The sequence below is a fragment of the Methanobrevibacter sp. genome (genome assembly GCF_045636185.1).
GTDB lineage: Archaea > Methanobacteriota > Methanobacteria > Methanobacteriales > Methanobacteriaceae > Methanocatella.
In genome coordinates, this window is sequence record NZ_JAZTXC010000108.1 from 1 (window position 1) to 3,192 (window position 3,192).

At 28.5% G+C, this 3,192-nt stretch carries 4 protein-coding genes; all 4 read right to left on the bottom strand.

What is annotated here, in order from left to right; genetic code table 11:
- Positions 1-311 precede the first annotated feature (311 nt).
- Positions 312-824: a hypothetical protein gene (locus ACKI3Q_RS06075; protein WP_407415265.1), complete on the bottom strand. Its 513-nt coding sequence runs from the start codon at positions 822-824 to the stop codon at positions 312-314.
- A 373-nt stretch (positions 825-1,197) separates the two neighbouring features.
- Positions 1,198-1,695, bottom strand: a complete 498-nt coding sequence (locus ACKI3Q_RS06080; RefSeq protein WP_407415267.1) for a hypothetical protein — start codon at positions 1,693-1,695, stop codon at positions 1,198-1,200.
- A 381-nt stretch (positions 1,696-2,076) separates the two neighbouring features.
- Positions 2,077-2,568, bottom strand: a complete 492-nt coding sequence (locus ACKI3Q_RS06085; RefSeq protein ID WP_407415269.1) for a hypothetical protein — start codon at positions 2,566-2,568, stop codon at positions 2,077-2,079.
- Between the two features lie 63 nt (positions 2,569-2,631).
- Positions 2,632-3,192: hypothetical protein (locus tag ACKI3Q_RS06090; protein ID WP_407415270.1), on the bottom strand; the 561-nt coding region annotated here is incomplete at its 5' end.

A 3,192-nucleotide genomic window follows, 5' to 3' on the forward strand; every position in this document is an offset into this window, starting at 1 on the left:
ATTAGTGTTGATATAAACACTGATAATAATATAAATAAAAGGATTATTTTTCGTCTCATATTATTTAAGGCAGGTTCTATTTATTAACTTTTTATCCTTAATCGTGGGCAGAACCGCATTATTCCCATGATTGAAGATTTATATTAAGGGGATTTCTATAAATTGCCAGATATACGATAGTGATCCCTCAACAATATCGGTATTGAATGAATTTCCGTTTTTTGAGTTGGAAGATTTCAACCAGATAAAATACTGCGGATTAAGAACATCATTTCTTCCTCTCACCACATATCCGCTTGGGTCGGTAAATCTCAACGGGTTGTTGAAGCAGTAGGAATAACGGTTGTAGGATTGGGAGTATTCTGACATAGCAGTTGTTGTTTAGATTTTTTTAATGTAATTTTATGGTTATTATCGAACTTTATTATGATTTCATCTTTTCTTTTTTTGTAAATATATTTTTCTTTTGATTTGTTTTTATGACGACTACCTTTTAGAATGGGTTTTAAATACATGCTTTTGGGTATTATGACATATCGTGTTCCAAATACAACATCAATACATTGTTCTGTATAGAAGAAATCATTAACTTCTGATTCTATGAAAAAAGTAATAGGCTCATTATTGACTATAGAACTGCGATGAATACGTAAAACCGTATCGTTTTTTGATGAAAAATACAGACTATCATTGTACCAAATACGAAAACTATCAAGTTTTCTACAATAGATGCTATCATCGGTCGAAGATGCCCCCATTGCATAATTGCGGTATTTTTCATACAAGGAAAATTCTATATAATCTTTATCGCATTCTTCCGTCACAACATCAGCATTGTTGCCAATTAACATATTTTCATATAATACAATCTCCTTATTCTTCATAGAAAACACGCCTTTGTAATAACGGGTAGAATCAAAATAATTTATACTTATGGTATCATTAATGACAAATATAGCACCGTTATTTTTTTTATCCACATATAAACCATTGGGTTTTGATTGCGAAAATAATGAATGTATCGTGAGTAAGGATATTATCAAACATACGTATTTCATAATTATTTAGATTTTAAATTAAACTCTATAAATTGCATGGATTCTATATATTTCGGAAGTATAAAATTATCGATAGAAGTTTTATGATCATATAACAGTCTTTTAGAAGATGATGCTGCAACTTATTATCTTAATAATATCATTGCGTAATTATACAGTCAAGTTTCATGGGTGATTTGCCAATCATTTCATCCCAATGGTTTTGTATATATTCCTCTAATTTTAATATACTAAATTCACATTCGCACAAGCCATCTTCCCATTCATTGGTGTTCCTTTCAATGCATAAATCTGCTTTTATAACATACACATCGCTATCCTTTAACGCAAAAAGCATATTATAATTGAAATTAAATTGAAAAACATCATTTTCAAGTAATATTGTCGGATAAGTAAAAATACAATCCACAATACTATCATTATACAGTTTCCCAATATAGTCAACATAGTTTTTTACAGATGTTTTTAATATCTTATTAAACGACCGAGAGTATTCACCGCTATATATATGCTCTGTGTCATAAATTACAAGTTGGCTGGCGACATAGTTCGTTTGTTTATTATTACATTCTTCCGTATTGATCATGTCATTTATAAAATCTTTTGACAAGTAATAGTTTTTGTCATCGATTTTCATTTTTGATTTTAAAAAATCTTCTGATGGGTAGAACCAGAATATTGGATATATCATCAATCTATCGGATATATCATTATAATAATCATTATCTCGTAGTGTTTTTTTCAATTCATTTATGTTATTTATATCTTTTGTAGAGTTGACAAAATAATCATATAACTTAAACGACAAAGATTGACAGTTTAAATCACTTATCGTAAAACACGTGAGAATAATTATAACTATAGTACTATTTTTCACCATATAAAATCATATATAATACGTTATCAAAACTATTTATATTTTTAATGTCCGATGTTCCATCGTTAGCAAAATTACCAAAATCATCGTACGAATATATCAAATCTTGAAAAATATTGTTCAAACATTTCTTTCTGCCAGCTATTGATTTATTTTCTTATACAGATAAAAAATATCATCTTTCACATAATAGAGCCATTCTGGAAAATCTGCGACAGGGAAGAAACCGTAATGTTTAAGTTTAACCTTCTTAAAAATACCCGTATTGATAAATCCAAATGGAATTTTACTATCGTAGAAAACGAAGACATCATGTTTTTTATATTTTAAATAAGCAATCTTAGGTTCCGTATGATAAACATTTCCAATCTTATAATCTATTTCATATACAAATGTAAAGTCGTAAAATATATTGTCATCAACTTCCTTTGTAATAACTGCTAAAGATATATTCTCAGAATAATCCATGCGTTTTTCAAATTGACTAATACAATCCGACAAAATAGAATCCAACTGTGGACTGCTTATTGTAAGAGTCAGAAAATCAACATTGGAATATTTTTCATAATCCTGTGAATATCCGGCAAGGTGTGCAGCTATCAGCAATACTAAAAAAATAATTCTTAAATTCATGGTTTTATTAACGTAAGTTCGATATAAAATAATTTACTAAAAATGAATAATATAACGATATTTTTAGTATATTTGTGATGGAGGTGTTGATTTCCATCCCTCACATGATCCATAAATATTATTACAATAATTCAGAGTCCAACCGGTATATACAGATGTTTTTGTCGTTAATGATATTTTTATCCAATTTGATTTATTATCAAATTCTATAATATTGGCGACATAACCACCACGATTACTCGACATATCATCTTCAGATATTTCGGTGTATGAATTTACCATATTAGGTTCTGGAAATAAGTATATGCTATTTGATGACATCAGCCAGCACCAAACAAAACAATATTCTTTATCAATCCAACCAGTTGTATTTATGTTGTTTTCATCAATAATACGTACTTTGAATCTATCTTTTTTACAATCAATTATCTGAAGAGAATAATAATTTTCCTTTAAGGTGTCCTGATACAAAGATGAAGATGCGATACTGTCATCTGAATTTTGATATAATGGAATATATTCATTCATGTTATAGACAAAACAATAGTTGTTGTTTTGGGCGTACGACACGCTCAAACATGATACAAACAAACTCAATATTACAAAAATATTTTTCATTTCATG